Origin of the sequence: Rhodococcus sp. MEB064 (genome assembly GCF_000834565.1) — a bacterium.
Classification (GTDB): Bacteria; Actinomycetota; Actinomycetes; order Mycobacteriales; family Mycobacteriaceae; genus Rhodococcoides.
On the sequence record NZ_JXQS01000013.1, the window covers coordinates 41,903 to 68,020 of the forward strand.

A 26,118-nucleotide genomic window follows, 5' to 3' on the forward strand; every position below is an offset into this window, starting at 1 on the left:
TCCACGAATGCCGCGTTGTCGCCGGTTCCGACGTCGCTGCACGACCGCCTCACCTGGCAGGCGTGCACCGACTGCCGGTTTTGTCCGGTTCCGTGCTGGCGAGCGTCCGCACTCGCGTCGTAAAGAATGGTGAAAATTCATAAAGCCATTTCAAAGGCAATTGCCCGTCAGCGGGCGGGAGCCGGTGGGCGGCCGCCGCGAACCGGTCCATTACACTCGTCGAGCACTGGCCCCTATAGCTCAGTTGGTAGAGCTACGGACTTTTAATCCGCAGGTCGTAGGTTCGAGCCCTACTGGGGGCACCACGCGCGAGTACCGACGACGCACCGCAGGACGATCCGGTCACGGATTCTGCGAGAGCCTCGACCCGATGCTCTGATGCAGCGCACGCAGGGCGTTCTGCCCCAACGCGACAGTCTCGGATTCGATATGTCGCAGCAGGTGCGTGTCGCTGACCACCTTCTCCGACGACTGGATCAACACGGTTCCCGCACCGGTGAAGTCGAACTGCCGCTCCTCCCCCGTGTTCGCGCCGAGCAGCATCCCCTGAGCCGCGCCGAGGAAGTTCTGCATCCACGCAGCGTCGAAATGATGCGACGGCGCCGGGCAGTCCGCCCACCCCACCAGCGCCTGCGGGTCGACTCGCACGGGCGGTTCGGCGAAGACCACCGCACCGTTCGACGACGCCAGGAACTTCCCGGTGCCCAGCAGGGTCAGGAACCCGGGGACGATCGACTGTTTCAGCTCCAGCCCCGGCTCGAAAGCCAGCAGATTGGCCGCGCGAATGGTGAGATTGCCGTCGTCCAGGTCGTAGGAGTTGATGTCGAACCCGCGATCTCCCAGGATCACCTTGCCGTGTCCACTCGCCAGGACCCAGTCGTCCGCGTACAGCGGGGACGAGAATCGACTGGCCACGATCGCCGCCATGGACGTCCGACCGAGGGGCTCGAACTGGATGGTCCCGTAGTAGGCGATCATCGCCCCCTTGGCGGTGAACCACGGTGGGCCGTCGAGTTCGATGCAGAACGCGTAGTCGTTACCGGGCACGTTGTCGTTCACCGGCAGCGTGTGGGGGTTGTGGACGACATCGGTCATGATCTGCGTACTCCTGTCAGAACTTCTGCTCGGACGCCTGGACCCAGACCGTGCCCTGCCCGCCGACGGCGAGCTGCACCGCTTCGCCGGACCCACGACCCACCGCATCCCGCCACCCGACGCTCGCCGAGATGTCGATGGTCAGATGTCCGCGATGGCAGACGTAGGCCTGCGGATCCACCACCACCTGCGGCCGGTCCGGCCCCACCTCGAGCGCCGTCATACCTCCGTGGGACAGCACTGCCACCTGCCCCCGACCGGCGACCTGCGTCGTGAACATGCCCTGACCGGTCATCGCGCCACGGACGACGCCTCGGGCGCCGCCCTGCTGGGTGAGCGGGACGACGGATGTGGACAGGTGCCCGATGTGCACCAGCAACCGCGACGCCTCGACCGACAGCGGCATCGACCCGTCGAGGTCGATGACCGCCACGTGCAACCCGGCGTGGCCGTAGTGGACGGTGCCGGACCCCTCCGCGGCCATCGTCGCCACGTGCTCGCCGGACATCATCCGACCCGCCATTCCCGCGAGAGCGCCGACGCCCGGCATCGCGCCTGCCGCGCCGCCCATGCTGTGGGGGACGAATCGGACGTCGCCGGTATAGAACAACATCGATCCTCGTCGGGCGAGGGCCGGAAGTCCCGGCGTCAGCGTCGCGGCGACGACCTTGCTGTTGACGACCTCGAGCATGTCAGCGCTCCTCGGGCTGGACGTAGACGACACCGGTGCCGTCGAAACGCAGGGAGAACGCCTCGCCGCTTCCGCCGCCGAGGGCGGACCGCCACGTGACGTCGGTGACGAAACTCTGGGTGACCTGCCCACGGTGGGCGACGAAGGCGTCGGGATCGACGACCAGTGGGAACTGCGGCGATACCTCCAGCGCTATCAACGGGCCACCGGCCGACAGCAGTGCGACGTCACCCTGCCCGCTGACCACGGTCGTGAACAGGCCCTGACCCGACGATGCTCCGCGCAGTCCGGCGAACGCGACGTCCGACCGCAGCGAACCCGACAACGCCAGGAGTTGGGACGACTCGACGTGGATGGCGTCGCCCGACAGCGGGACGACCGACACGTGCTGGGCATCCACCGCCAGTCGGGCCACACCCGAACCGCCGATCTCCATCAGCGACAGGGACTCCCCCGTCACCTTCTGTTTGAGCGCAGCGCGCAGACCGCCGCCACCGCCCACGCCGGCGTTCTTGAACGTCAACCGGCCCTCGTAGGCGACCATCGATCCCGTGATCGCGCGTATCGTCTCGTCGCGCAGTTCGACGACCAGAACACGGTGTCCCTCTGTTCTCAGGTGAGCCACCGGGACAGGATGGCAGAACGACATCGGAAACGGGGGCCGTCCGGTGATCCGGACGCCCGTCGTGCACTCGAGTGACGTACAGAACATCCATACCGTTTCGCCCACAACTCACAAAGCCCGTTCCCCGGTCGCTGCGGCATATAATAGGAACCAGTCCACGTCTGTGGAGGTAACGAACTTTCACCCCTGTTCGATACTCGTTTACCGGACGGTACGTCAGCAGCCCCGGCGCGCATCGAAGCGATTCACAACAAACTTACGGTGCCGTAGGCTCGAACGAACCGACATCATTCTTGGAGGACACGCATGGCACGGGATCTGACACAACTCGAGCTGCTCGACGAGCTGCAGCCGGTTGCGGAAGAAAATCTGAACCGGCATCTCTCCATGGCCAAGGAGTGGCACCCCCACGACTACGTCCCGTGGGACGAGGGTCGCAACTTCGCTGCTCTCGGCGGCGAGGACTGGTCGCCGGAGCAGTCTCGTCTCGACGAGGTCGCCAAGGCCGCGATGATCACCAACCTCCTCACCGAGGACAACCTGCCCTCGTACCACCGCGAGATCGCGGAGAACTTCTCCCAGGACGGCGCCTGGGGAACGTGGGTCGGTCGCTGGACCGCCGAGGAGAACCGCCACGGCATCGTGATGCGCGACTACCTCGTCGTCACCCGTGGTGTGGATCCCGTCGCTCTCGAGCAGGCCCGCATCGAGCACATGACCAACGGCTTCTCCTCCGCCGCCGCCGGCGGTCACGACGAGATGGGCTTCCTCCACTCCGTCTCGTACGTCACGTTCCAGGAACTCGCCACGCGCGTCAGTCACCGCAACACCGGCAAGGTCTGCAACGACCCGATCGCCGACCGCATGCTGCAGCGCATTGCCGCCGACGAGAACCTGCACATGATCTTCTACCGCAACCTGTGCGGCGCGGCCCTCGACATCTCCCCCGACCAGGCGCTGCGTGCCATCGCCGACATCGTGCAGAACTTCCAGATGCCCGGCGCCGGCATGCCGAACTTCCGTCGCAACGGCGTCCTGATGGCCAAGCACGGCATCTACGACCTGCGTCAGCACCTCGAGGACGTCGTCATGCCCGTCCTGCGCAAGTGGAACATCTTCGACCGCACCGACTTCACCGCCGCGGGCGAGCAGACGCGCGAAGAGCTGGCAGCCTTCCTCGAGAAGCTCGAGAAGGACGTTCTCAAGTTCGAGGAGCAGCGCGACCGGATGCTCTCGCGCGAGGCCGCGAAGCGTCAGGCGCAGGCGTCCTGACACCGCTCACGCCGACGGCGTGATTGGCCGAGTTCCGACTCGGCGGATACTCTCGATGTGCCCGGCAACCGTGTCTGCGGATGCCGGGCACATCGCTGTTTCCACTACTGACGGGTGACACTGGCCATGACTCTGCAGATCGGATCTCTGACCCTGCGCAGTCCCGTCGTGCTCGCCCCGATGGCCGGGGTCACCAACGTCGCGTTCCGCACGCTGTGCCGCGAACTCGAGGAGCAGCTGACCGGAAGCACGTCCGGCCTCTACGTGTGCGAGATGGTCACCGCGCGCGCCCTCGTCGAGCGCCAACCCGCCACGCTGCACATGACCACCTTCGGGCCCACGGAGACACCGCGCTCGCTGCAGCTCTACACCGTGGACCCCGACACCACGTACGACGCCGCGAAGATGATCGTCGACGAGAACATGGCCGATCACATCGACATGAACTTCGGCTGCCCGGTGCCCAAGGTCACCCGCAAGGGTGGCGGTGCCGCTCTTCCGTACAAGCGCTCACTGTTCGGGCGGATCGTCGCAGCTGCGGTCAAGGCGACCGAGGGAACGGACATCCCCGTCACGGTCAAGTTCCGCATCGGCATCGACGACGAGCACCACACCCACCTCGATGCCGGCCGGATCGCCGCCGGCGAAGGCGCCGCGGCGGTCGCCCTCCACGCACGCACCGCCGCTCAGCGGTACTCCGGCACCGCCGACTGGTCCGAGATCGCCCGACTCAAGGACCACGTCCGGGACGTGCCCGTCCTCGGCAACGGCGACATCTTCGATGCCGGCGACGCCGCGCGCATGATGACGGAGACGGGCTGCGACGGAGTCGTCGTCGGCCGTGGATGCCTGGGCCGCCCATGGCTTTTCGCGGAGCTGTCCGCCGCGCTCCGGGGCACCACCGCGCCGACTCCGCCCACCCTCGGCGAGGTGTCGGTCATCATGCGTCGTCACGCGCAGCTGCTCGCCGATCACCACGGCGAAGGACGCGGTCTGCGCGAGATGCGCAAGCACGTCGCCTGGTACATGCGCGGCTTCCCGGCCGGCTCGGATCTGCGGGTCCGGATGGCGACGGTGTCCACGCTGACCGAGCTCGACGACCTGCTCGCTCGACTCGACCCGACGGTTCCGTTCCCCGCCGACGCCGAGGGTCCCCGCGGCCGCCAGGGGTCGCCCGGGACGGTATCGCTCCCGGACGGATGGCTCGACGATCCGGACGACTGCGCGGTGCCCGCGGGCGCCGATCTGATGCACTCCGGCGGATGATCAGTAATATGGCGTCGATCCGTCGACCGCTCGTCGACGCGCGGACGATGGGAACGACAAGTGGGTGACGACGACGACTCGGGGTCACCCACACCCGGACGTCGAGCCCCCTGGGAACGGCCCATTTCCCGCGTTCCCCGTTCGGATCAGGATTCGGGTCCCCGGCCCCCGGTCGAGCCCGTTCGACCTGACAGCCCGACCCCCCCGGACTCTCGGCCACGGCCGGACGACCCGAGGCCGGTAGCACCCACCCCCAGCCCTCCTTCCGACGACGAGGACAAGCGCCTGTCCGTCGCCGAGCTGGTGGACAAAGTGTCGAAGATCGCGTCGTCCCGGAATCGCCGGACCGACGAGCACCCGGCGCGCTCAGCTCCGCCCGAGCCCGACGCCGAGACCGACCCGCCGACCGTCGTCATTCCGCCGGTACCCGCCCCTTCCCGGGAGAGCTCGGACAAGGATCGGCCCGCCCCGGAAGCCGTGGGCCCGATCCCACCGCCCGCGTTGACCAGGCTCGCCTTGAGCCGGGCCCGCAAGCGCCGACGCGTTCGCGTGTTCGGCCGCATCGGAGTATCGATGGTGTCGATCATGGCGCTCCTCGTCACGGGTGTCGTCTGGGGTTATCTGCGAGCCACCGACCGCGGATTCGAACAGGTCGCCGCGCTGGACACCGAATCGACGGACGTGGTCGACGCCCCCGGCCAGTACGGCGACGAGACGTACCTCATCGTGGGTACCGATACTCGCGCAGGTGCCAGTGGTGAGATCGGTGCCGGCACGGAGGCCGACGCCGAGGGTGCGCGCTCCGACACCGTCATGCTGATCAACATCCCCGCCGACCGCAGCCGCGTGGTCGCGGTGTCGTTTCCCCGAGACCTCGACGTCGAACGCCCGGAGTGCGAGGGATGGAACAGCACGACGGGCGACTACACCGGTGAGATGTTCCCGGCCGCGGACGGCGACAAGCTGAACGCCACCTATGCCCTCGGGGGGCCGAAATGCCTCGTCAAGATCATCCAGAGGATCTCGGGACTCCGGATCGGACACTTCGTCGGCATCGACTTCGCCGGCTTCGAGTCGATGGTCAACGAGGTCGGTGGCGTCGACGTCTGCACGCCCGTTCCGTTGGTCGACGACGAACTCGGGACGGTCCTGGCCACGACGGGTGAGCAACGCATCGACGGACGCACCGCGTTGAACTACGTCCGCGCCCGCAAGGTGGAAGCCGAAGGCACCGGCGACTACGGACGCATCAAGCGTCAGCAGCTGTTCCTGTCGTCGTTGCTCCGCTCGGTGCTGAGCAATCGGGTGCTGTTCGATCCGGGCGCGCTGAACGGCTTCGTCACCGCGTTCACGAGGGACACGTTCGTCGAGAACGTCAAGACCTCGGACCTGCTCACTCTCGGCAAATCGTTACGGGGCGTGGCCGCCGGCGCGGTCACGTTCCTGACGGTGCCGACGTCGGGAACGACCGATTACGGCAACGAGATCCCGCGGACCGACGACATCAAGGCCATCTTCCAGGCCATTATCGACGACCAACCGCTGCCCGGTGAAGAGCGCGCCGCGGAGGTTCCCGGGGCTCCCGTGACGACGGCGCCTCCCATCACGTCCGAGCCGCAGATCGCGGTCGATCCCTCCACGGTGTCGGTGCAGATCTCGAACGGGTCCGAGATCAGCGGACTCGCTGCCACCACGGCCGACGAACTCGCCGCGTACGGGTTCCAGATCATGGGCACGGGCAACGCCGAGGTGCCGGGATCTGCCGCCACCGTCGTGCGCTACGGCACCGGGTCGATCGCCGAGGCCGAGACCGTCGCGAGCGCCATTCCGGGAGCGGTGCTCGAGGAACTCCCGAGCCTCGGAGGCATCGTCGATGTGGTGCTGGGATCGGAGTACCAGGGGTTCACGTCCGTTCCCACCGCCGTCGGCGAGGTTCTTCCGACCTTCCAGGTAGGAACATCCGGGGCCACCGAGGTCGCTCTCCCGAGCGATCTCACGGTCACGAACGGCGCCGACGACGCCTGCGTGTGAATCGATAACCCGCATTCACCGCCCGTTCACCGCCTGCATGCCCGTTGCCCATGTCGAGCCGAGTAAAATCGGACCATGCGCGTGGCTTACAACGAACAGATGACAGAACTCGCCGACCTGCTCGGCGAGATGGCCGCATTGGCCGGTAGTGCGATGGAGCGTGCCACGCAGTCCTTGCTGCAGGCCGACCTCCGTATCGCCGAGCAGGTGATCGGCGAACACGAGAGGATCACCGATCTCAGCTCCCAGGCCGAGGAGCGTGCGTTCGCCCTCCTCGCCCTCCAGGCCCCCGTCGCCGGCGATCTCCGATCGGTGGTCTCCGGCATCCAGATCGTCGCCGACATCGACCGCATGGGCGCCCTGGCTCTCCACGTCGCCAAGATCGCGCGTCGTCGCCATCCTCAGCACGCTCTGCCCGAGGAAGTGAACGGCTACTTCGCCGAGATGGGCCGCATCGCCGTGGCTCTCGGATCGTCGGCACGCGAGGTGCTCGAGACCCGTGACCCCGAGCGCGCCGCGAAGCTCCGCGAGGAGGACGAGGCGATGGACGACCTGCACCGTCACCTCTTCAGCGTCCTGATGGACAAGGAGTGGAGCCACGGAGTCGCTGCGGCCGTCGACGTCACGCTGCTCGGACGCTTCTACGAGCGTTTCGCCGACCATGCCGTGGAGGTGGGCCGTCGAGTGATCTTCCTGGTCACCGGCAGCCTCCCCAGCGACCTGCCGACTCCCCCCGCGCAGCACGTCTCCTGACCCACACGCACACGGACGAAAGGGCGCCCTCCTGACCGGAGGGCGCCCTTTCGTCTGTGCGGAGGTTGTCGGTGTTTATCCGAAGCGGCCGGAGATGTAGTCCTCGGTGGCCTTCTGCGTCGGGTTGGAGAAGATCTTCTCGGTGTCGTCGATCTCGATGAGGTTGCCGGGCTTACCGGTGGCCTCGAGGTTGAAGAAGCCGGTCTGATCGCTCACACGCGCAGCCTGCTGCATGTTGTGCGTGACGATCACGATGGTGAAGTCCTTCTTCAGCTCGCCGATCAGGTCCTCGATCGCGAGCGTGGAGATGGGGTCCAGCGCGGAGCACGGCTCGTCCATGAGCAGCACGTCCGGCTGCACCGCGATGGCTCGTGCGATGCACAGGCGCTGCTGCTGACCACCGGAGAGACCACCACCGGGCTTGTCGAGGCGGTCCTTGACCTCGGTCCAGAGGTTCGCGCCCTTGAGCGACTCCTCGGCGATCTCGTCGAGCTGCTTCTTGTTCTTGCCGCCCTGGAGCTTGAGGCCGGCGACGACGTTGTCGCGGATCGACATCGTCGGGAACGGGTTGGGACGCTGGAACACCATGCCGATGGTGCGCCGGACGCCGACGGGGTCGACACCGGAGCCGTAAATGTCCTCGCCGTCGAGAAGCACGGAGCCTTCGACGCGGGCACCGGGGGTGACCTCGTGCATGCGGTTCAGCGAGCGCAGGACGGTGGACTTGCCGCAGCCCGACGGTCCGATGAAGGCCGTGACACTACGAGGGGGGACGGAGAGCGTCACATTGGATACGGCGTGGAACTTGCCGTAGAAGATGTTGACGTCTTTCAGATCGAGTCGCTTGGCCATGTCGAGAATCCTTCAGGTCAGAAGTTCTTGGGGGCGAAGAAGCGGGACACCAGCTTCGCGCCGATGTTGAGGACCGCGACGATGAGGATGAGGGTGAGAGCTGCTCCCCACATCCGCTCGCTGGTCAGCGCGGCCGTACCGGCCTTCTGCAGATCGACCATCATCAGCGGCAGCGAGGTCTGCGGGCCGGCGAAGAGGTTGAAGTTGATGGCGGTGGCGGATCCCACGAGGATCAGCACCGGCGCGGTCTCTCCCATGACGCGGGCGAGAGCGAGCATGATTCCCGTGACGATGCCCGAGAGTGCCGTCGGGACGACGATCTTCGCGATGGTCTTCCACTTGGGCACACCGAGTGCATACGACGCTTCGCGGAGATCCTGCGGAACGATGCGCAGCATCTCCTCCGCGGACCGCACGATCACCGGGATCATCAGCAGCACCAGGGCGAGGGAGACGGCGAGACCGGAGCGGTCGAAGCCGAACGTCGCGATCCAGAGACTGTAGATGAACAGAGCCGCGACGATGGACGGGACACCCGTGAGGATGTCGACCATGAAGGTCGTGGCCTTCGCGAGCCGCGTTCCGACGCCGTACTCCACCAGGTAGATGGCGACGAAGATGCCGATCGGGATGGAGATGACCGCGCAGAACAGTCCTTGCAGGAGCGTGCCGACGATGGCGTGGTAAGCGCCGCCGCCCGGCTTGAAGGGGGTGACTCCGGCTTGCGAGAACTGCCACCAGTCGGCCGTCGCGACGGCGCCGATGCCCCGTGAGACGACTGTGTAGAGGACCCACACCAGCGGGATCAGAGCGATCACCACGGCCAGGGTCACCAGCACGGTGGCCAGGGAGTCGGACACCTTGCGGCGGGAACTGACGCCCTGGAACGTCGGCTGCTTGACCGGCCGATCCATGGTGGCCGTCGAGGCGTTGTCGGCCATGGGTCAGTCCTTCTTTCCGGCGATGGCGGCGCGGGCGCCGGCGTTGACCACGAAGGTCAGGACGAAGAGAACGAGTCCCGCGGCGATGTACGCACCGGCCTGCAGCTGGTTGTTGAACTCACCGGCTGCCAGTGCGATCTTGGTGGCGAAGGTGTTACCGCCGTCGAAGAGCGTCCACCCGAATGTTTCCTGGGTGCTGCGGATGATGATGTAGAGCGCGATGGTCTCGCCGAGCGCGCGGCCGAGGCCGAGCATCGAACCGCTGACGAATCCGGACTTGCCGAAGGGAATGACGGTGGTGCGCACCACTTCCCAGCGAGTTGCACCGAGTGCGAGCGCAGCTTCGATGTGGCCCTTGGGTGTCTGGACGAACACCTCGCGGGTGACCGCGGCGATGATGGGCAGAATCATCACGGCGAGGACGATGGCACCGGTGAAGATGGTGCCGCCGCCGGCGATGGACACCGAGCCGGTGGCGAACAGCGGGAACCACGCCAGGTTGGTGTTGAGCCACTCGGCTGCCGGGGAGATGGCCGGCGCGAGGACGTAGAGGCCCCACAGGCCGAACACGATCGACGGCACCGCGGCCAGCAGATCGATGACGTATCCCAGCGGACCCGCCAACCGCTTCGGCGCGTAGTGCGTCAGGTAGATGGCGATACCCAGCGCCACCGGCATCGCGAGGATCAGCGCGACGATGGACACGGTGGCGGTCACGAGGAACAGGTCGCGGACGCCGAACAGCATCGCCGACGTGTCCGAGGTGTCCCACTGACCGTCGTACGTGAAGAAGTTGACGGTGTTGTTCTGCAGCGCGGGGATGGCCCGCCACAGGAGGAACCCACCGATCGCGGCGATCAGAACGATGACGAAGACACCGGACCCGGTGGCGAGCGTCGAGAAGATCCGGTCGCCCGGGCGGGTGACCGTACCTGTGGCTTTCTTGTCGGGCACTGGTGTCGGCGCTTCCGTCTTACGAGCGGCGTCGACGGCTGGGATGGTAGCCGGGGTGACGCCGCTGATCGAATGGGTGTCGCTCATACCGCTCACTGTCTCGTGTGGTGGGGTACTTGCGTCGCCTGCATCACTCCGACGTGGAGCGATGCAGGCGACGACCAGTGTGTCAGGAAATGGCGTTGATCGCCGTCACCAGACGCTCCTTGAAGCTGTCCGGGAGCGGCACGTAACCGGCAGCCTCGAGGCCTTCCTGGCCCTCGTTGGTTGCGCTGAGCAGGAACGACTTGACGCCGGCGGCGGTCTCCGCGTCGTATCCCTTGGAGCAGACGATCTCGTAGGTCGAGAGCACCAGCGGGTAGGAATCGGCTTCCTTGCTGGCGAACAACGCATCGGTGTCGAGAACCAGGTCGTTGCCGTCGCCCTTGAACGTGACGGTGTCGATGGCCTTGGCAGCTGCCTCGGTGCTCAGCTCGACGGGGCCGGCGCCGAAGTCGATCGCGGCGGCGGTCAGGTTCTCCTGGTCGGCGAAGCCCTTCTCGACGTAAGTGATAGCGCCCGGTGTCGCGGCGGCGGCCTGAGCCACACCCGACGATCCGTTGGCACCCTCGCCGACGCCACCGGCCCAGTCGGAGCTGTGATCCAGCGTCCAGGACTGCGGTGCGGCGTCGGACAGGAAGCGCTGGAAGTTGTCGCTCGTGCCCGAGGAATCCGAGCGGTAGATCGGCGTGATAGCTGTGGTCGGGAGCGTCGCGCCCTCGTTCAGCGCGGCGATGGCCGGATCGTTCCAGGTGGTGATCTTGCCGGTGAAGATCTGGGCGATGACGTCGGGCGTCAGGACCAGGTCGTCGACACCGTCGAGCGTGTAGGCCACGGCGACCGGGCCGAACACGAGGGGAAGGTTCCACGCCGGGTTACCGGCACAGCGGGTGGCGGCGTCCGTCGCCTGCTGATCCTTGATGGACGAGTCCGAGCCCGCGAAGTCCACGAGACCGGCGACGAACTGGGTACGGCCGTTACCGGAACCGCTGACCGTGTACTCCACTGCCTTGCCGGAGCACACACCCGAGTAGACGGACGTGAAATTGGACATCGCGTTCTGCTGCGCCGACGACCCTTCGCCGGTGACGGGACTCTTGCCCTCGCAAGTCGCGGCGGAGTCACCACTGCCGGTGGCCTCGACGTTCGCGTCGGAACCACATGCAGCCAGCGTCAATCCGCCGACAGCCAGTACGCCCATGAGGGCAATGCTGCGCTCGAGCTTCACCTGTCTCCTCCAGAAACAGCCCGTCGCGACCGATCGGTCGGCGGGCGAGAAAAGGATGCGATCACTCGATCGCAACGGTTAGCGTGCGCTACCCGAGGGAGAACGTAAGCGCCGGTGGTGGACGGTGTGCCGCGCCTCCGTGAACGGAAGGTGAACAAGGCGACCGGATGCCCGGAAAGGCATGAGATATCGGTCTCGAGAACGCCGGACGATCAGGCGCGGGCGAACGCCGCGTCGACGTGGAACGTGGTGAAACCGAGCTTGCTGTATGTGTGGACGGCGGCCGTGTTGTCCGACTCGACGTAGAGGAGCACCGCGGGCAGCTCACGATCCGCGAGGTAGCGCAGGCCTGCCAGCGTCAGCAGTGCTCCCAGACCCTTGCCCTGCGCGTTCGGGTCGATGCCGACGACGTAGACCTCCCCGAGTTCGGGGTCGTCGCCGGTCGGGGGGTGGACCTTGGTCCAGTGGAAACCGAGAATCGTGTCGGGATCGTCCGCGGACGTGGCGACGAACAGACCCTCCGGGTCGAACCAGTCCTCGGCTCGACGCTCGTCGATGTCGGCGCCGGTCCAGCCGCCCTGCTCCGGATGCCACGCGAAGGCGGCGTTGTTGACGCGCAGGATCTCGGCGTCGTCGCCGTCGCGATAGGTGCGCAGTGTGATGCCCTCGCGCACGGGGAGTTCCGGAAGCGGGGTGTCCGAGCCCAGGGGGCGACGCATCTGGAGCAGTTCCCGGACGACGGCCAAACCCAGCTTCTCCGCGACGCGATCCGCCGACGGGAGCCTGCCGTGCGCCCACACGCGTGCGGTGGATGACGGCAGAGCCCGCTCGACCAGCTGCGTTCCGACGCCTCGACCGCGCGCATCGGGGTGGACGACGACCTCGGCCATCGCCGGGGTGTCGCCGTGCTCGGGTGCCAGCGTGGCGTAGCCGACGAGTCGACCATCGTCGAGGGCGAGCAGATGCTCGTCGTCACGGGGTGAGTCGACGGCCCGCTCTGCCTGCTCGGACAGCGGCGGCGTTCCGTCGACGACGGTGGCGCGCGCGATGGCGTCGCGGACCAGCTGCGCTTCCTCCGGCGTGGGGCGGCGGGAGTCGATGGAGATGTCTGCGGTCATGTCAGGAACCCGACCGATCGGACGGAGCGAACGAGCTCGAGGCGGAGGACGACACCGGCTGGGGAGCATCGTCGACGGGCATGTCCGCGTCCAGGTCGGAGGTGTCGTCGGCAGACGACGATCCCTTGCCCGCACGGCTGGGACGAACGGCCTTGTAGCCGACGTTCCGGACGGTACCGATCAGCGATTCGTACTCGGTGCCGAGCTTCGCGCGCAGTCGACGCACGTGGACGTCCACCGTGCGGGTGCCTCCGAAGAAGTCGTATCCCCAGACTTCCTGCAGGAGCTGAGCGCGTGTGAACACCCGACCGGCGTGCTGGGCCAAGTACTTGAGCAGCTCGAATTCCTTGTACGTGAGGTCGAGCGGTCGGCCGCGCAGGCGCGCGGTGTACGTGCCCTCGTCGATGACGAGCTCGCCGAGGGTGATCTTTCCCGACGCCTCGGGACTGCTGACTCCGCCGTGGCGGCCGACGAGCAGACGAAGCCTCGCGTCGAGTTCGGCGGGCCCGGTGGTGGGAAGCAGGATGTCGTCCAGGCCCCACTCGGCGTTGACCGCGACCAGCCCGCCCTCGGTGAGGACGGCGACCACGGGAATCGAGGAGCCGGCGCTGCCGAGGAGTCTGCACAGTCCACGTGCCGCCGCGAGGTCGGTGCGGGCGTCGACGAGCGCGATGTCGGCACTGCCGGCTTCCAGGAGAGAGGAGACCTCCGTCGGCGCCGGGCGGACCGTGTGGGCGAGCAGGACCAGGGACGGCAGAACGGACTCCGGGTCCGGGTCGGAGGTCAGCAGCAGTAAATCCACGGGGCCTCCTCGTCTCGTCGGCGGGTCCCACGACCTGCGGTGGGCGGTTGTCGCTGGATCACAGACTAACCTGTCCGGAGTCAGGATCCCTCGCCCACGACGTGCGTCGCGCGGACGAGAGACCTCGATCCCCCGCTGTCATCGCCGTCCGACCGCCCGAGAGGAACTCCGTGCGAAAACTGATCGTCGGGCTCGTCTTCATCCTGGCGCTCGCCCTCGCCGCCGATTTCGGGACCGCTGCGTACTCCGAATATCGGGTTTCGCGCGCACTCCGTGAGGGTGGCGACCTGGTGTCCGACCCCCAGGTGACAATCCACGGGTTCCCGTTCCTGACCCAGGCGGCCGAGGGCAGCTACCGCCGCGTGGAGATCCGCGCCCAGGACGTCCCGACGGAGTACGTCGAGAAGACCACCATCGAGGCGACGCTCCGTGACGTGCGGATTCCGCCGTCGGACCTGCTGGACGGGTCGGTGCGCACGGTGCCGATGCGCCAGCTCGATGCGCGCGTCCGTATCGACGCGACGGACCTCGGGCGCTTCCTGCAGATCCCGGATCTGCAGGTGTCGACACCTCCCGCCGACCGATCGGACGGAACCGGTGGATCGGGCGGCTCCGGGGAGACCACGGCCGGGGCCGTGGTGCTGACCGGCACGGTTCCCGTCGGCCCGGTGGATGCGGCCGTCAGTGTCACCGCGGAGCTGGTCCTCGACGGGGACGGCGTCTCGATCGTCGCGTCCGATCTGTATTTCGGCCCGGAGGGTGAGGCGGATTTCACCATTCCCGACTTCCTGAAGCCCGCGGTTCTGGGTCTGTTCACGAAAAAGATCGATGCGCAGCAGCTCCCCTTCGGCATCCTGCCGTCGACGGTGTACGCCGAGGGCGGCCAGATCGTCATCGAGGGCAGCGCGCAGGACGTCACGATCGATCTCGACGAGATCCGCGCACCGTGACCGCCGTTCTCGTCCTCGTCGTCGCACTGGTGCTGGCCGGAGTGGTCGGCCTGTGGCTCAGGCGGCGCGAAGGCGCCGTCCGGTCGACCGAACCCGGCACCGCGTCCGCGAGTCGCGCGGACGCCCTCCGCGCCGTCGGCGTACGCGACGGCGCGGTGACGGTGCTGCACTTCTCGGCCACGTGGTGCGGTCCGTGCGCGGCCGTGCGCCGGGTGGTGGCCTCCGTGGTCTCCGACCTCGACTCGCCCGGACGCTCAGTGTCCGACGTCGAGGTAGACATGGACGAACAGCCGCAGCTCGCCCGTGAGTTCGGTGTCATGTCGTTGCCGACGACGTTCGTGCTCGACCCGTCGATGCGGGAGCGCTCGCGTGCGTCCGGGGTGCCGTCCGTCGCCGACCTGCGTACCGCGATCCTGGCTGCGTCCGGACCCACGACTTCGTGATCCTCGCCATCGTGCGTACGATGGCCTGCGTGACCGCCAGCCACGAGCTTCTGCTCACCCGACGCCGCACAGTCGATCTGTGCCGCCTCGGCGGCTGTTGCTGCCGTTGCCGCTGACGACGGTCCTTCCCCAGCGCTGATCCGCTCCCGCGCCGCGTGCACCTCACGCCGCCGGTAGAGACGTATCCCGAGGAAGACCATCGGCCGCCCGCGTATCCCGCGTGCCCCGGCCTTCCGCGCTCGGTCCCACCACTCTTTCCTCACCGCAGGAGCATCTCGATGCCAACTCCCACCGCGAGTCCCTCACAGGTCGACGTACGGGGTCCCCGGTTCGTCGCCTGGGTCACCACCGTCGTCCTGGTCGTCACTCTCCTCGTCTCCACCGTGTCCCTCACCGCGGCCGCGATCATCCTGGGTGTGCAGACTCTCGTCTTCGCCTACGGCGCTGCCGCAGGTCCGGCCGCGCACCCCTACGGCCGCGTCTACGCCGCAGTGGTCGCACCACGGCTCGGGCCGGTGCAGGAGAAGGAACCGGCGACACCTCTGCGCTTCGCGCAGGGCCTGGGATTCGTGTTCGCGGTCGTCGGCACGGCAGGCTTCGCTCTCTCCTCCACCGCCGTCGGGACGATCGCTACCGGACTCGCCCTGTTCGCAGCCGTCCTGAACGCCGCCTTCGGTATCTGCCTGGGCTGCAAGATCTACCCACTCGCGAGCCGGCTCCTGCCTGCTCGACAAGCCATCTCCTGATCCACCCGTCACCTGTAGAAGAAGAAGAATCGAAAGGAACCACATGGCTCGCTCCGACGTCCTGGTCACTGCCGACTGGGCCGAGCAGAACCTGCATGCTCCCAAGACCGTGTTCGTCGAGGTCGACGAGGACACCAGCGCCTACGACACCGGCCACATCGAGGGTGCCGTGAAGCTCGACTGGAAGTCCGACCTCCAGGATCCGGTCCTTCGCGACTTCCTCAATCAGGAGCAGTTCTCCGACCTGCTGTCGACCCGCGGCATCGCCAACGACGACACCGTGATCCTCTACGGCGGCAACAACAACTGGTTCGCCGCGTACGCGTACTGGTACTTCAAGCTGTACGGCCACAAGGACGTTCGTCTGCTCGACGGCGGCCGCAAGAAGTGGGAACTGGACGGTCGTCCGCTCAGCACCGACGCCGTCTCGCGGGAGACCACGTCGTACAAGGCCGAGGCTCCCGACCTGTCGATCCGCGCGTTCCGCGACGAGGTCATCGCCGCCATCGGCACCAAGAACCTCCTCGACATCCGCTCCCCCGACGAGTACTCCGGCAAGATCCTCGCGCCGGCGCACCTTCCCCAGGAGCAGAGCCAGCGTCCGGGCCACATCCCCGGCGCCGTCAACGTCCCATGGAGCAAGGCTGCCAACGAGGACGGCACCTTCAAGTCCGACGAGGAACTGAAGGAGCTCTACGACGGTGTCGGCATCGATCCCGCCAAGGGCACCATCGCGTACTGCCGCATCGGCGAGCGTTCGTCGCACAGCTGGTTCGCACTGACCCAGCTGCTCGGCTACGACAACGTCAAGAACTACGACGGCAGCTGGACCGAGTACGGCTCCCTCGTCGGAGCACCGATCGAGTTGGGAGCGTAAGACATGTGCGGAGCACCAGTTCAGGGACAGACCCTTCCGGCCGGCGTCGACATCGAGAAGGAAACGGTCATCACCGGCCGTGTCCTCGCGAAGTCGGACGGCCAGCCCGTGGGCGGCGCGTACGTGCGTCTGCTCGACAGCACCGGTGAGTTCACCGCCGAGGTCGTCGCATCGGGAACCGGTGACTTCCGGTTCTTCGCGGCGCCCGGCACGTGGACGCTGCGTGCCCTGTCCGCGAGTGGCAACGGCGACGTCACCATCTCGCCCGAGTCCGCCGGACTTCACGAGGCAGAGATCGCTATCGGCGCCTGACCTCATCTGATCGACGAAAGCCCCGCCCGAGCAGTTCTCCGGGCGGGGCTCTTCGCGTTCGTCTACTTGCCGGGTTCGGGCGGGAGTCCGAGCGACTTCAGCACTTCCTCCCATGTCGACGGCACGGTCTCTGTCGGCGCAGCCGGAGGCGCGAGGTAACCGGGGGCCACCGGGGGGATCACCCGGGGAGCCTCGGCGCCGTCGGCTGCCGGCGGTACGGCCGGCTCGATCACGGGTGGCTTCTCACTCTTTTCCCTCGCGATGTCGGTGATCCACCGAATGAGCTTCTCGCTCTCCCAGTCCCTGCCGTTGTCCGGGAAGTTGTCCCAGTAGTAGAGGTGCTGGAGGAACCCGAGCTCGATGTACGGCTTCTCCCACAGCTGCGGGATGTCCGCGTTGTCCGCGGCGAAGCCCTTCGCTTCGGCCGCCAGCTTCGCCTCGACGACACTGCGGCCCGGTCCCATGGCCCACTGTGCGGCGTCGAACATCTCCTGCGGGGACGGCGCAGGCTCGTCGGCGGTGGGTTCGGTCCGGTCGGACACGCGCAGCATGACGTCGAGAACGGACTCGTCGGACGTCGCGAATCCGGGGTCGGAGAACACGTGCGCGATGGTGCGCGCGGCCACGTCGGACGACACGGCGGCAAAGTCGGTGACCGTCCGTGCAGGGTCGAGAAGTGTGAAATGCATGCGCCCGAACACGTTCAACGCCAACGGAAGTACGCCCAGGTTCTCGGGGGCGTCACAGGCGATGTCCATAGGACGGCAGGCCCACCGGATCTTGTCGGTCAGCGTTCCGTAGTCCTTCGGTTCCGAGGACATGAAGCCGCCCCCGGGAGGTCCCGGCTTGTCCAACGACGCGGTGCCCGCGGGTCGGTAGGGATCGCCGACGAGGGCGACACCGGCGATGTCGTCGGACGAGACATGGGCGGTCGACGGGCGTGACCCGATGTCGACGGCCAGACGTTCGACCGCTTCGGCGCCGACGCTGTAGCCGAGCAGGACGTACTTGGTCGACGTCCCGCAGGCGGTCTTGTTCTCGTCGATCATCCGGGTCATCGTGCTCAGGCCCTCGCGCACCGACTCCTGGTAGGTGGGCACCGGATCGGCCACCGCGACTCCGTACTCGGAGGCGTAGGGGACGTAGACCCACCCGACGCGTCCGGGGTACTCGGCATTGGCCTCGCCCGTCGGAACGGTCACGTTGCCCACCCAGTTCGACCACGGCAGTCGGTCGACCTCGTCGACGGGATTCCTGTCCGACTCCGAGTCGGTCGCCCCCGTGATCGCGACGATCAGAATGTCGGGGCAGTCGTAGGCGTAGTTGTTCGGGTCCTGGTCGACCTTGTTTCCCAGGCCGAACGTGTCCAGTACGGACTCGACCGGGTCGTCGCCGAGGCCGAGCGGATCCGACGGTGTGATCGGGGCGGCCGCGGCGACGGACGTCTGCAGGACAGTCACCGCCAGCAGGGCCGTCGCACACACGGCGAACACTCGTGTGGCGGCTCCACCGGGCGACATCCGCCCCGTCCTCGACTCCATGACCCTCTTCACCGGCACCTCTCCGACCACGTATCTGCAGTTCCGACATCGGAACGCTCCGACCCTATGCAACCCGGCGGCCGTTCGGACCGACGCGAGCTTGTCATCGGTCACAAGGTCTGCGGCCCGAACAGTCGGGCGCCCGGGCCAGGAACGACGACCGACGCGCCGCGGTCTACACTCGATGCGTGGTCATCTTCTTCGAGGTACTCCTGGTGCTGGCGTCGATTCTCATCGCCTGGTTCTCCCTGTACGTGGTCTACCGCTTGGTCACCGACGAGTCGTGAGCAGTCCGTTCGACGACGGCCGGTCCGGCAGTACATCGCCACGCCTGAGTGGTGACGAGGCAGTGGCGCGCGCCGAGGATCGGGCCAAGGAGACTGCGGGTCGCAACATCCCGGTGCTCCCCGACCTTCCCGCGACCGACGACACCGCCAACCTGCGGCTCGGCGTCGACATCTCGCATTCCGTTCTGGCCCTCCTCCCCCTCGTGGGCGTGTGGCGGGGCGACGGTGAAGGGCACGACGCCGACGGCGACTACACCTTCGGCCAGCAGATCATCGTGAGTCACGACGGCGGCCCGTACCTGACGTGGGAGTCCCGGACCTGGCGCACCGACGCCGAGGGCGCCTACACGGCCGAGGATCTTCGCGAGTCCGGCTTCTGGCGCGTCAGCGGATCCGGCATCGCGGGTGCGGAGGACGAAGAGACTCTCGAGCTTCTGCTGACACACGCGACCGGCCTCATCGAGCTCTACTACGGGCGCGCGCTGACACAGTCGTCGTGGGAGTTGGCCACCGACGTCGTCATCCGCACCACCTCAGCCGCGCTCGTGGGCGGCGCGAAGCGTCTGTACGGCATCGTCGACGGCGGCGATCTGGCGTATGTCGAGGAGCGTGTCGGACCGGACGGCGATCTCGCCCCCCGATTGTCCGCACGCCTCGCCCGCTACGTCGGCTGACCTCTACTCGGCGCTCGCTTCGGCATCGTCCTTCGAGGACGACTCGTCGTCGGAGTCGGCCTTCTCCGGATCGAAGTCGGCGAACGCGGTTCCCGACACGGTGCCGTTGGTGCCCGGCAGTGTGACCGTCTCGCGGGCGCCCGTCTTGTACCGGTCGTTCAGTCCGTCCATCTTCTCGCCGGCGCGGTCGAGGTCCTCCTGCGTCAACTCGGGGCCCACCGTGTCCTCGTTCGACGTGGTCGTGTCGGCATCGTCGGACTCGGTGGTCTCGGTGGTCTCGCTGCTGCGGTCGTCAGTCATGCACCCACACTGACACACCGTCGGCGTCGCCTCGGCAGAACGGGAAAGACCGTGGTCGGTGATGGTCCCGATCGACCCCGGACATGACGCGACCCCCGAGCCCTACCGGTACACCCTTGCGGGAGTACGGGTCTCGGTCTGGACGGACCGAGGGCTCGGGGGTCGGGTAGCTGCCTGGTATTCGCCCGCCGCTCGCGCGGTGAGTGATATCCGTCAGCGGGTGCGGCTAGCGGGCAGCCACCTCACGCGTCCAAGAGTCATACAATTCCAGACCACCTCCTCTCTCGTGTACTGACGACGCTACGCGTGGAACAGCGCGCTCTGCAACGGCTTTTTCTCGGAGCGAACAGACGATGTCCGGACCGCGTCGGCAGGAGCGTCGCCTCGGACGTGGAGTGTGCGCACACCATTCGGTACCGGACTGTGCGTCACGACCACGACGGTCCGCTCCGGCTCGAACAGTCCGCCTGCGGGGTCGAGCGCCGCGGAGAGAAGTCGAGCCGACGATGCGTCGTCCAGGTGCTCGGTGGGTTCGTCGACGACCAGCACCGACGCTCGCGACACCACCGCCCGCGCCAGGAGCAGTCGACGACGCTGCCCGCCGGATATCGCTCGATCCCCGCCGTCCAGCAGGGTGTGCAGTCCCCCGGGCAGGGTCTCGACCCAGTCACCGAGACCCACTCGCTGCACGGCGTCCAGAGCGTCGCGCTCGGTGAGGTCGCCGCGCACCACCCGAAGATTCTCCAGCACGGTCGTCTCGAAGACGTGTGCGTCCTCGGCGAAGTAGGTCACCTCGGCGCGCAACCAGTCCTCGGGCACGTCGTCGATCGGGTGACCCGCCACGCGCACCTCCCCCGAGATCGCCGGCACGAGCCCGGCGAGTGTCATGGCCAGAGTCGACTTGCCGATGCCGCTCGGGCCCATGATCGCCACCCGCGCACCGGGTTCCAGGCGCAGCGACACCGGTGCGGTGTGGGCGCGCCCGCGGCCGGCGACCACGGCGTCCACCTCGAGACTCACATCCCCGGTGGGGACCGACCGATCGGTGGCCGCGTGTCCGGGGCCCGCCGAGTCGACCAGAGCCATGATGCGCCGGGCCGCCGCGGAGCCTCGCACCAGAGCGACAGCCGCCGCAGGCACAGCCCCTGTCGCCTCGAAGGCGGCGAGGGGCACGAGGACGACGACGGCCAGGCCCGTCGGATCGACACCCCCGGAGAATCCCGTTCCGCTCCCGTAGGCCGCGATGCCCGTGATCAGAGCTCCGAGAACAGCGGCCCCCATCGACAGGGGCGTCGCCGCAGCGGACAACGCGGACCACGTTCCCGCGCGATCCTGCGCTGCGGCGGCGGCCGCGTCCGCCTCGTCCGCCCGGCGTCGGACGTCCGCCAGACGGCCCGAGACGCGCAATTCGGCGGCGTGGTCGACGGCCGTGACGGCATGTCCCGCATAGTCGGCCCGCGCGAGAAGCAGTGCCTGCGCCGACGCCGTCTCGGCCCGGCCCGCGAGCCACGGCGCGACGACACCGGACACGAACAGTGCTGCGGCGAGGATCGTCGCGGCTGCGGGCGACCACACGGCGACCACACCGACCGCCGCGACCGAGATCACCGACGCGACCGCGACGGGGACGAGCGCGCGCACCACCACGTCGCCGACGGCGTCCACGTCGGCGCCGGTACGCACGAGGAGATCTCCCCGTCGCAGAGTTACGGAGGCCGACGAATTCCCTTGCGCAAGAATGCGATACAGCGAGGACCGCGCCGATACCATTCCTCGCAACGCGACGTCGTGGGTCGCCAACCTCTCGAGGTAGCGGCACAGGCCGCGAGTGATTCCGAGGGCGCGCACCGCGACGACGGCGACGGACAGGTGCAGCACCGGGGGCATCTGCCATGCCCGCGTGATGAGCCAGGCCGACAGCGCCGACAGCGCGAGCGCGCTGCCGAGCGTCGCGACTCCCGCCAGGACGGCGCGGATCATCCTGCGCGGCTCGAGGTCGAGAAGACGCACAGCCCTCACGAGGTCGTTCATGCCGGCACCGCCGGTCGGCTCGCCGTCACGACACTGTCCGCGACCGCGAGCACCTCGGGCGCGTGCCCCACCACGACGACGGTGCGGCCGGATCGCGCCGCGGCAACGAGCGACTCGAGCACGCGTGCAGTACATTCCGGATCCAGGTGAGCAGTCGGTTCGTCCAGGAGCAGCACGGGCGCGGCGGACGCGAGAGTCCGCGTCAGAGCCAGTCGTTGCGCCTCCCCGAGGGACAGGCCGGCTCCCCCTGCACCCAGCACGGTCGAGCGTCCGTGCTCCAGCGTCGCGAGGACACGGTCGAATCCGGTGGCGCGCGCCGCCGCGTCGACGTCTCCACCCGCCCCGAGGTCGAGGTTGTCCGCGACAGTTCCGGCGACGATCGCCGGCCGCTGCGGGAGCCATGCGACACGGTCCCACCAGGTCTCCAGGTCCACCCTCGACAGGTCGAGACGTCGACCGTCGGACGAGATCAGCTCGACGCGGCCCTCGTCGGGTTCCACGAGACCCAGGATCGTCGCGAGAATCGTGGACTTCCCGGTGCCGTTCGCACCGGTCAGGACGGTCACCTCGCCGGGCCGAAAAGTCGCGTCGACACCCGAGGGGGCCCACCCGTCGCGGCCTCGCACCGAGACTCCGGTGAGCTCGACGGTGAGGGCACCGGTCGGCGGTACCTGCGTGCGGACGCCCGGACGTGCAGAGCCCTCGGTGGATTCGAGCAGGGCGAAGGCGCGACCGGCGGCCTCGGTCCCGTCCTCGGAGGCGTGGAACGCACTGCCCAGCGCACGGAGAGGGAGGTAGACCTCGGGTGCCAGGACGAGGGCGATGATGCCGGCGGTCAGGCCCATCTCGCCGTACACGAGTCGCAGACCGATCGTCACCGCGACGAGGGCCACACCGAGCGTCGCGAGCAGCTCGAGGACCATCGACGACAGGAAGGCGACGCGCAGCGCCGACATGGTCCGACGTCGGTGGCTCTCTCCCAGCTCGCCGATCCGCGCGGAGGGTCCGTCCTGACGGCCCAGTGCGCGCAACGTCGGGATGCCCGCCAGCAGATCCATCGTCCGAGCGGACAGTCGCGCCATCGCATCCAGCGTCCGACGCGATCGGCCGCGCGTCAGCAGCCCGATGAGCACCATGAACACCGGGATCGTCGGCAGGGTCACCACGACGATCACCGCGGACAGGGGATCGACGACGGCGATGACGAGAACCGTTGCGGGAGTGACCATCACTGCCAGCACCAACGCCGGCAGATAGTCGGTGAGGTAGGGCGCCAGTCCGTCGAGTCCCCGCGTGAGCACCGTCGTCCACTCACCACGATCGTCCGCCCCGCGGAGGTCGCGACGAGTGGTCGCGGCATCGAGAAGGTCGGCCTTGAGACCACGCACGACCCGGAGCGCGGACCGTTGCGCGTATCGGGACCTCGCCCACGTCGAGAGGCTGCGAACGACGACGGCGCATCCGAGGACGACCAGCTCGGCAGTCCAGGCGCCGGGATCCCGACGCGACGGGTCGGTGATCGCTCCGCCCAGCACGGTGCCGACCATGACGGCGACGACGATGACGCAGGCGGTGGTCACCGAGGAGAAGACCACCGACCCGACGAGGTAGCGCCGGACCGGTACGGACCGCGTCCACAGGCGGGGATCTATCGGACCCGACCGCGTGCTCACGGCGCCCTCGTCAGACCGATCGACGGCGGGATGTGCTGTGACCCGATGCGGCGGCGGAACACCCAGTAGGTCCAACCCTGGTACGCGAGCACGACCGGCGCGACGATCGCCGACAGCCACGACATGATGCGCAACGTGTAGGCGGAGGACGATGCGTTGTCGACGGTCAGCGAGAACGCGTCGTCGATCGTCGACGGCATGACATCGGGGAACAGCGAGCAGAACAGCAGCAGCACCGCGCTCGCTATGGTCACCGTCGTTCCGACGAACGCCCACCCGTCACGCCCGCGAGCGAGCGCCGACGCAGCTGCCGCGAGCCCGGCGACCGCCGCGAGGACCAGCCACCATGTCCACCCCTTGCCGTGTGCGACCTGGGTCCACAGCGCGAACACCCCGGTGACCGCGGCGACCGGAAGGAGCAGCCGGGCAGCAAGAGTCGACGCGTCGTCGTGTACCTCGCCGGCAGTCTTCAGCGCGATGAACACGGCGCCGTGGAACGCGAACAGCAGCGCCGTCGTCGCGCCGCCCAGCAGGGCATACGGCGAGAGCAGGTCGAGCAGTCCGGACGTCACCTTCTTGTCGGCGTCGATCGCGACACCACGGACGATGTTGGCGAAGGCCACGCCCCACAGCACGGCAGGCACCCACGACCCGATACCGATACCCAGGTCGCACCGTCGACGCCACACCGGATCGTCGATCTTGCCGCGATACTCGATTGCACAGATGCGGAGGATGAGCGCCACGAGGATCAGCAGCAACGGCAGGTAGAAGCCGGAGAAGAGCGTCGCGTACCACTCGGGGAAAGCCGCGAACAGCACTCCTCCCGCCGTGATGAGCCAGACCTCGTTGCCGTCCCAGACCGGGCCGATGGTGTTCAGCACGACTCGCCGCCGGGTCTCGCCGTCCTCTCGCCGCGACGATCCCAGGATCGGCATGAGCATGCCGACGCCGAAGTCGAAACCCTCGAGGACGAAGTATCCGACGAACAACGCGGTCACGACGACGAACCAGAACTCGGGTGTACCCATGTCCATCTCCTCCTAGTAGGCGAACGACAGGGGACGCGCGTCGGCGTCGTCGCTACCGTCGTCGTCGCGGTCGTCGTCGTGTGGATGCCGGTCGTGCTCGAGTGGTCCCGCCTGCACGTAGCGCTTCATCAGCAGGAACCAGACCGCGCCGAGTCCCGCATACAGAACCGTGAAGGTGATCAGGGATGTGAGGACGAGGCCGACCGGGTGGTCGGAGACGCCCTGGTCGACCGTCAGACGGATCATGTCGACACCCGTCGGATTCGGCGCGACGATCCACGGCTGGCGTCCCATCTCGGTGAAGATCCATCCCGCGCTGTTGGCCAGGAACGGCGTCGGGATCGCCAGGATCGACAATCGGGAGAACCACCGCTGATCCGGGATCCGACCCCCGCGAGTAACCCACAGACCGGCGAGGGCGAGCACGGCCGAACCCGCTGCGAGACCGATCATCATGCGGAATGCCCAGTAGGTGACGAAGAGGTTGGGCCGGTAGTTGCCGGGGCCGTACTGCTGCTCGTACTGCTGCTGCAGCTCCGTCACTCCCTGCACCGTCGCGTCCAGGTCGTTCTTGGCGAGGAAGGACGTCAGTCCCGGTATCGCGACGATGTGCTGCACGCTGTCGCAGTTGTTGTGGGTGCCGATGGTCAGGATGGAGAACGACGCACCGGTCTCGGTGTGGCACAACGATTCAGCGGACGCCATCTTCATCGGTTGCTGGTCGAACATCAGCTTGCCCTGGATGTCGCCGGTGATCGCCAGCGCGGCGCCGGATGCGATCATGATCACGAACGCCATGCGCGCGGCCGGTCGGAACATGGTGCGCGCCTGCGATGTCGGGCCGGTATCGCCCTGTCGTGCATTGCGGACCATCCACCACCCGGCGATGCCGGCGACGAACGTCGCTGCGGTGAGGAAGGATCCGGCGACCGCGTGCGGGAAGGCTGCCAGCGCGGTGTTGTTGGTGAGCATGGCCCAGATGTCGACCAACTCGGCACGGCCCGTGTCCGGGTTGTAGACGGCGCCGACCGGATGCTGCATCCAGGAATTGGCCGCGATGATGAAGTACGCGGACGCGTTCACGCCGACGGCCACCAGCCAGATCGTGGCCAGGTGAACGACTTTCGGCAGGCGCTGCCACCCGAAGATCCACAGACCGAGGAAGGTGCTCTCGAGGAAGAAGGCCACCAGGCCTTCGAGAGCGAGCGGGGCACCGAAGACGTCGCCGACGAAGCGGGAGTACTCCGACCAGTTCATACCGAACTGGAATTCCTGGACGATGCCGGTGGCGACACCGAGAGCGAAGTTGACCAGGAAGAGCTTGCCGAAGAACTTGGTCAGCCGATACCAGGAATCCTTGCCGGTGATCACCCACATCGTCTGCATCGCCGCGACGATCGGAGCGAGTCCGATGGTCAGCGGAACCAGCAGGAAGTGGTAGACGGTGGTGATTCCGAACTGCCATCGTGAGACATCGAGTGCGTCCATGCCCAGCTTCTTCTCGTCGGCGGCGAGGCGGGACTCCGCCTACGACGCCGACGCTACTACTACGCGTAGTAGTAGGCGATGGAATGTGTGCACCGTTA

General features: G+C 67.5%; 25 protein-coding genes and 1 tRNA gene. 11 read left to right on the forward strand and 15 right to left on the reverse strand.

What is annotated here, in order from left to right; translation table 11 throughout:
• Window positions 1-229 precede the first annotated feature (229 nt).
• A tRNA-Lys gene (locus RU01_RS07290) sits at window positions 230-305 on the forward strand.
• A gap of 37 nt (window positions 306-342) precedes the next feature.
• Here RU01_RS07290 and RU01_RS07295 read toward each other — a convergent pair.
• Genes RU01_RS07295 through RU01_RS07305 form a run of 3 tightly spaced genes read right to left on the reverse strand, consistent with a single transcriptional unit; the run spans window position 343 to window position 2,411 of the window.
• A complete protein-coding gene (locus RU01_RS07295) occupies window positions 343-1,095 on the reverse strand; it encodes an AIM24 family protein (RefSeq protein ID WP_042573867.1) in 753 nt (250 codons plus the stop codon).
• A gap of 16 nt (window positions 1,096-1,111) precedes the next feature.
• Window positions 1,112-1,786 carry an AIM24 family protein gene (locus RU01_RS07300; protein WP_042573868.1) on the reverse strand — a complete coding sequence of 225 codons (675 nt, stop codon included), beginning with the start codon at window positions 1,784-1,786 and terminating at the stop codon, window positions 1,112-1,114.
• Between the two features lies 1 nt (window position 1,787).
• Window positions 1,788-2,411, reverse strand: a complete 624-nt coding sequence (locus RU01_RS07305; RefSeq protein WP_056070395.1) for an AIM24 family protein — start codon at window positions 2,409-2,411, stop codon at window positions 1,788-1,790.
• A 306-nt stretch (window positions 2,412-2,717) separates the two neighbouring features.
• Here RU01_RS07305 and RU01_RS07310 point away from each other — a divergent pair, with 306 nt between their 5' ends.
• The 4 genes from RU01_RS07310 to phoU all read left to right on the forward strand — a co-directional run bounded on the left by RU01_RS07310 (window position 2,718) and on the right by phoU (window position 7,733).
• On the forward strand, window positions 2,718-3,683 hold the full coding sequence (locus RU01_RS07310; RefSeq protein ID WP_042573870.1) for an acyl-ACP desaturase: 966 nt from the start codon (window positions 2,718-2,720) through the stop codon (window positions 3,681-3,683).
• Window positions 3,684-3,809: 126 nt separating this feature from the next.
• Window positions 3,810-4,949, forward strand: a complete 1,140-nt coding sequence (gene dusB / locus RU01_RS07315) for a tRNA dihydrouridine synthase DusB (protein ID WP_042573916.1) — start codon at window positions 3,810-3,812, stop codon at window positions 4,947-4,949.
• 60 nt (window positions 4,950-5,009) lie between these two features.
• Window positions 5,010-6,980 (forward strand): LCP family protein, encoded by a 1,971-nt coding sequence (locus tag RU01_RS07320; RefSeq protein ID WP_042573871.1) that lies wholly within the window; start codon window positions 5,010-5,012, stop codon window positions 6,978-6,980.
• Between the two features lie 75 nt (window positions 6,981-7,055).
• Window positions 7,056-7,733 carry a phosphate signaling complex protein PhoU gene (gene phoU, locus RU01_RS07325; protein ID WP_042573872.1) on the forward strand — a complete coding sequence of 226 codons (678 nt, stop codon included), beginning with the start codon at window positions 7,056-7,058 and terminating at the stop codon, window positions 7,731-7,733.
• A 75-nt stretch (window positions 7,734-7,808) separates the two neighbouring features.
• Here phoU and pstB read toward each other — a convergent pair whose 3' ends face one another.
• The 6 genes from pstB to RU01_RS07355 all read right to left on the reverse strand — a co-directional run bounded on the left by pstB (window position 7,809) and on the right by RU01_RS07355 (window position 13,667).
• Complete coding sequence (gene pstB / locus RU01_RS07330) at window positions 7,809-8,585, reverse strand: phosphate ABC transporter ATP-binding protein PstB (protein WP_042573873.1); 777 nt, start codon at window positions 8,583-8,585, stop codon at window positions 7,809-7,811.
• 17 nt (window positions 8,586-8,602) lie between these two features.
• On the reverse strand, window positions 8,603-9,526 hold the full coding sequence (gene pstA, locus RU01_RS07335; RefSeq protein ID WP_042573874.1) for a phosphate ABC transporter permease PstA: 924 nt from the start codon (window positions 9,524-9,526) through the stop codon (window positions 8,603-8,605).
• A 3-nt stretch (window positions 9,527-9,529) separates the two neighbouring features.
• The gene (gene pstC / locus RU01_RS07340; protein WP_042573875.1) at window positions 9,530-10,567 is read right to left on the reverse strand and encodes a phosphate ABC transporter permease subunit PstC; all 1,038 of its coding nucleotides are present in this window, start codon (window positions 10,565-10,567) and stop codon (window positions 9,530-9,532) included.
• Between the two features lie 82 nt (window positions 10,568-10,649).
• Window positions 10,650-11,747, reverse strand: a complete 1,098-nt coding sequence (pstS, locus tag RU01_RS07345; RefSeq protein ID WP_042573876.1) for a phosphate ABC transporter substrate-binding protein PstS — start codon at window positions 11,745-11,747, stop codon at window positions 10,650-10,652.
• Window positions 11,748-11,959: 212 nt separating this feature from the next.
• The gene (gene mshD, locus RU01_RS07350) at window positions 11,960-12,865 is read right to left on the reverse strand and encodes a mycothiol synthase (protein ID WP_042573877.1); all 906 of its coding nucleotides are present in this window, start codon (window positions 12,863-12,865) and stop codon (window positions 11,960-11,962) included.
• 1 nt (window position 12,866) lies between these two features.
• Complete coding sequence (locus RU01_RS07355) at window positions 12,867-13,667, reverse strand: winged helix-turn-helix transcriptional regulator (RefSeq protein WP_042573878.1); 801 nt, start codon at window positions 13,665-13,667, stop codon at window positions 12,867-12,869.
• A gap of 170 nt (window positions 13,668-13,837) precedes the next feature.
• Here RU01_RS07355 and RU01_RS07360 point away from each other — a divergent pair, with 170 nt between their 5' ends.
• The 5 genes from RU01_RS07360 to RU01_RS07380 all read left to right on the forward strand — a co-directional run bounded on the left by RU01_RS07360 (window position 13,838) and on the right by RU01_RS07380 (window position 16,995).
• On the forward strand, window positions 13,838-14,617 hold the full coding sequence (locus tag RU01_RS07360; RefSeq protein WP_042573879.1) for an LmeA family phospholipid-binding protein: 780 nt from the start codon (window positions 13,838-13,840) through the stop codon (window positions 14,615-14,617).
• Window positions 14,614-15,060, forward strand: coding sequence for a TlpA family protein disulfide reductase (locus RU01_RS07365; RefSeq protein WP_042573880.1), 447 nt, complete (start codon window positions 14,614-14,616; stop codon window positions 15,058-15,060). Before RU01_RS07360 ends, RU01_RS07365 begins: the two co-directional genes overlap by 4 nt.
• Before the next feature lie 278 nt (window positions 15,061-15,338).
• The gene (locus RU01_RS07370; RefSeq protein WP_042573881.1) at window positions 15,339-15,806 is read left to right on the forward strand and encodes a DUF4395 domain-containing protein; all 468 of its coding nucleotides are present in this window, start codon (window positions 15,339-15,341) and stop codon (window positions 15,804-15,806) included.
• A gap of 43 nt (window positions 15,807-15,849) precedes the next feature.
• On the forward strand, window positions 15,850-16,683 hold the full coding sequence (locus tag RU01_RS07375) for a sulfurtransferase (protein ID WP_042573882.1): 834 nt from the start codon (window positions 15,850-15,852) through the stop codon (window positions 16,681-16,683).
• A gap of 3 nt (window positions 16,684-16,686) precedes the next feature.
• A complete protein-coding gene (locus RU01_RS07380) occupies window positions 16,687-16,995 on the forward strand; it encodes a DUF1416 domain-containing protein (RefSeq protein WP_042573883.1) in 309 nt (102 codons plus the stop codon).
• A 62-nt stretch (window positions 16,996-17,057) separates the two neighbouring features.
• Here the strand turns inward: RU01_RS07380 and RU01_RS07385 are convergent, their stop codons facing one another.
• On the reverse strand, window positions 17,058-18,536 hold the full coding sequence (locus RU01_RS07385) for a cutinase family protein (RefSeq protein ID WP_231568628.1): 1,479 nt from the start codon (window positions 18,534-18,536) through the stop codon (window positions 17,058-17,060).
• Between the two features lie 283 nt (window positions 18,537-18,819).
• On the opposite strand from RU01_RS07385, the gene RU01_RS07395 reads away from it, so the two are divergent.
• Window positions 18,820-19,497 (forward strand): FABP family protein, encoded by a 678-nt coding sequence (locus tag RU01_RS07395; protein ID WP_042573885.1) that lies wholly within the window; start codon window positions 18,820-18,822, stop codon window positions 19,495-19,497.
• Window positions 19,498-19,500: 3 nt separating this feature from the next.
• Here RU01_RS07395 and RU01_RS07400 read toward each other — a convergent pair whose 3' ends face one another.
• The 5 genes from RU01_RS07400 to RU01_RS07420 all read right to left on the reverse strand — a co-directional run bounded on the left by RU01_RS07400 (window position 19,501) and on the right by RU01_RS07420 (window position 26,020).
• A complete protein-coding gene (locus RU01_RS07400; protein WP_052493162.1) occupies window positions 19,501-19,797 on the reverse strand; it encodes a hypothetical protein in 297 nt (98 codons plus the stop codon).
• Window positions 19,798-20,097: 300 nt separating this feature from the next.
• Window positions 20,098-21,828, reverse strand: coding sequence for a thiol reductant ABC exporter subunit CydC (gene cydC / locus RU01_RS07405; protein WP_042573886.1), 1,731 nt, complete (start codon window positions 21,826-21,828; stop codon window positions 20,098-20,100).
• Window positions 21,825-23,501, reverse strand: coding sequence for a thiol reductant ABC exporter subunit CydD (cydD, locus tag RU01_RS07410; protein ID WP_042573887.1), 1,677 nt, complete (start codon window positions 23,499-23,501; stop codon window positions 21,825-21,827). Before cydD ends, cydC begins: the two co-directional genes overlap by 4 nt.
• Complete coding sequence (gene cydB / locus RU01_RS07415) at window positions 23,498-24,532, reverse strand: cytochrome d ubiquinol oxidase subunit II (protein ID WP_042573919.1); 1,035 nt, start codon at window positions 24,530-24,532, stop codon at window positions 23,498-23,500. Before cydB ends, cydD begins: the two co-directional genes overlap by 4 nt.
• A 12-nt stretch (window positions 24,533-24,544) precedes the next feature.
• Window positions 24,545-26,020, reverse strand: a complete 1,476-nt coding sequence (locus RU01_RS07420) for a cytochrome ubiquinol oxidase subunit I (protein WP_042573888.1) — start codon at window positions 26,018-26,020, stop codon at window positions 24,545-24,547.
• Between the last annotated feature and the right edge of the window lie 98 nt (window positions 26,021-26,118).